The following is a 3,226-nucleotide window of genomic DNA, read 5'->3' as shown; positions in this document are numbered from 1 at the left end:
ACGCCATTCTTATTTTTAGTCTAAAATTCAATACGGTCAGTTATTGGGTGCTTACGGGCCCCCGCAAGCGCATCAAGAGCATCCATAGGCAATAGACGGTGGTACTTGAGTTATCAGTATACTTTCAGAGTCTATGAGGGTTAGGTTGTGGACGTTCAATCCCGAGATTGATGTCGTAGCTACATTGGTGGTTATTTCCTATTGCCAACAATGCGTGAACACACTGCTGGTAAAAGAGACGGCTTGTCAACTAAGCAAGATTAGAAGAATAGTCAATTTAAAAAGGTAACGGCACTTCCATTCAGAAGGCCGTTACCCTTTTTGGTGAGCAGCTAAATTAGGTTTTATGTGGGACTATCACGCTAGCGTTGACTAACTTTAACGGATCGGAATTGCCAGTACTTTCTGGCTAGTGCGATGACAACGACTAACCCGCTGAATTGGCAAGTCGTCATTAGGCCGAAGCCCATGTTAAAGGCGTTGATACTCCCACTGATGAGACTGAGCATGGCAAACACCGTCAAGCCAAACCAATGTATCCGAGGCGTCCAGGCGTTTGGGTGGCGATGGGCAATGCCCAAGTTGATCATAAGCCCGATCAGTAAGAGGATGAGAAAGTCTACCCAATAGAGGCCCGGAAAAGTTGAAAATTGGGTGATGCGTTCCACCAGGAGCACGCCGAATAGGACCACTAGTAGGCTGGGGCTGGGGTAGGTAACTGGTTTCGCTATGGGTACGGCTGCTGTTCCCTGTAAGAGCGTATCTACTGGGACAGCATATAGCGTGGCTAATTGAGTAATGGTGGCGATGTCCGGTTGGTTCCGACCGGTCTCCCAGCTGGAAACGGTTTGACGTGAGACGTGAAGCTGGTCTGCAAGTGCCGTTTGGGTCAGCTGTTGCGTTTGCCGGAATTGTTTCAAACGGGCACCTAGTTCTGTTGATGCCATGGAGGGACCTCACTTCCTTGATAATTGCTATTAACTCTAGCATAGAGAATCAGCGGGAAATAGCAAGCTATTCTTGCTAGCATCCGTATCATCTGGCGGTTTGAACGGGTACGCTGAAAGGGAGTAGAGGAGACGATGTCCAGTGCAACGAGTACAAGAGCAAATGGTTCAGGTAACCGGGCTACGGAAAACGTTCGGTCACCGCGTAGTTTTACATGATGTGAATTTCGCAATTACAACTGGCGAAGTTGTCGGTTTAGTCGGTCCCAATGGTGCGGGTAAGACGACCATTATGAAAGCGTTGCTGGGATTGCTGGCAACCGATGCCGGAAACGTTCGGGTTTTGGGACAACCCGTTTCGGTCAACACCCATACTGTTGTGACCCAACAGGTAGGTGCGCTCATCGAACACCCGGCGATTTATCCGTTTCTGAGTGGCTGGCAACATTTACAATTGATGGCGGCCTCTGTGGAACAAATGACGTGGGTGGTGCAAGCGCTCCAAATGCAAACTTTTATCCGCCGGCCGGCCAAGCGGTACTCGCTAGGCATGAAACAAAAGCTGGGAATTGCCATGGCTTTAGTGAAACGGCCACGGTTAGTCATATTGGATGAACCAATGAATGGGTTGGACCCCCAGTCAGTTAAGCGACTGCGTCATTTGATAGGTCAGATGGCAGGGGAAGGGACGACCTTTTTAATTTCCAGTCATATTCTGAGTGAGCTGGAAAAGATCATTGATGCGGTGATTTTAATTGATCAGGGAGAGATGCTGCTGCAACGGACGATGGTCCAATTTCGGGAATCGGCGCGGCAATCTTTGGTGGTGCGGACAGCGGAGAATGCACAGGCTTTGCGGGTCCTTTTACAGGCAGGCTATCCAGTGGCACAGCGGGGTAGCAACTTAGTCGTGACGCAACCGGTGGCGCTGACGCCCTTGCTGCACACCCTGCTCGACGCGCATATCCAGATTTTAAAGGTGAACCAGCACCAGGAAGACTTAGAGACAGTCTTGTTACGCTTATTGGCAGAAAGGAAGGCATAGGTCATGGGACGATTAATTCAGCAGGAGATTTTTAAATTTAGACATCAGCGATTGGCGTGGCTCACACCCGTCATCTTAGTCCTCTTAATGGTGGGCCTGGCGACGACGACCCATGGCGCATCGGTCGGTGATCAGAAATTTTACGTCTCGTCGGCGTATGGCGGATTTCAATGGCTGACGATGCTCATTATTGTGATTGGTGCCAGCTGTGTGACGATGGAATTCGAATATGGGACGATCAAACAGTTGGCGATCCAGGTGAATCATCGATGGATGCTCTTCGTGGGAAAGTATGTCTTAGTCCTCGGCTATAGTGTCTTAGGCCATGGCTTGGTCATCCTCGTGACGCTATTGCTCAGAGTGAATGGCGGGCACAGCCTTTCGTGGCAGACCATGTATCTCTATCACCAATCGCTACTGGTTAACCTAGTAACCAACGCGGCGCTGGATACGTACGGTGGCGTGATGATTATCGGACTGGTCTTCTTACTAGCAAGTTGTAGTCATAACGGCGCGGCGGCAATCGCTGTTGGCATGGGTGTCTGCTTCATGGGGGAAGGCGTATCCAGTTTACTATTGCAGTCGTTCAAGTCGCTAGTGCCGGTGATGAAATGGAATCCGTTTAACATGTTCTTCTTGCAGGAGGAGTACGGCAACCCCAGTTACCAGCAGAACGTAACGCATCTGACGATTCAGCAGTTGGGTATTGGCAGTCTCGTGTGGGCGTTGTTTTTTGTTGGGGTGGGCGCAGTTGTTTTTTCGCGACGACGGATTTAAGTTGAGGAGGCTGGCTGGAAACATGAGTTGCAAATTAGGCAGTGCTGGCAGGCGTCACGGCGACATCCTGCCAAAGGAAGCTTCTGGCCCGTGATGTGGAGGGGACGTGGACGGACCTGGAGCCGCTGCAAACAAATGGTGGAGTTGTCGGCATTAATTTATGGTTTTTGTTGACAGTGAGATGATGCGCATGGTATATTATCTAAGTTGTCTTTTACGACAGCGGCTCATTAATTTAAAAAGTTAAATTGCTTGTTGACAAGCGGTCTGACAAAATGGTATATTAATTAAGCTGCTTCATTAGGCAGCCGGCAATTCACAGTTTAATTAATTTAAACTTATTGTTGACATCATATTGATTGAATGATATGATGATTAAGTTGTCTGTGAGAGCGGATGACTGGTAGACCTTTGAAAACTGAACATTGTTTCGACAAACCAAATATGTGTAGGGCGG

General features: G+C 48.9%; 3 protein-coding genes. 2 read left to right on the top strand and 1 reads right to left on the bottom strand.

Annotated features, from left to right (window positions below):
• Window positions 1-362 precede the first annotated feature (362 nt).
• Window positions 363-947 carry a helix-turn-helix domain-containing protein gene (locus FC99_RS08685; RefSeq protein ID WP_048733828.1) on the bottom strand — a complete coding sequence of 195 codons (585 nt, stop codon included), beginning with the start codon at window positions 945-947 and terminating at the stop codon, window positions 363-365.
• A 142-nt stretch (window positions 948-1,089) separates the two neighbouring features.
• Here FC99_RS08685 and FC99_RS08680 point away from each other — a divergent pair, with 142 nt between their 5' ends.
• Together FC99_RS08680 and FC99_RS08675 are read left to right on the top strand one after the other, a co-directional pair.
• Window positions 1,090-1,992 (top strand): ABC transporter ATP-binding protein, encoded by a 903-nt coding sequence (locus FC99_RS08680; protein ID WP_082153211.1) that lies wholly within the window; start codon window positions 1,090-1,092, stop codon window positions 1,990-1,992.
• Window positions 1,993-1,995: 3 nt separating this feature from the next.
• Window positions 1,996-2,769, top strand: coding sequence for an ABC transporter permease (locus tag FC99_RS08675; RefSeq protein WP_048733830.1), 774 nt, complete (start codon window positions 1,996-1,998; stop codon window positions 2,767-2,769).
• Window positions 2,770-3,226 lie beyond the last annotated feature (457 nt).

Origin of the sequence: Levilactobacillus koreensis JCM 16448 (genome assembly GCF_001435525.1) — a bacterium.
Taxonomy (GTDB): Bacteria; Bacillota; Bacilli; order Lactobacillales; family Lactobacillaceae; genus Levilactobacillus; species Levilactobacillus koreensis.
This window is presented reverse-complemented; position numbering and strand designations above follow the sequence as displayed.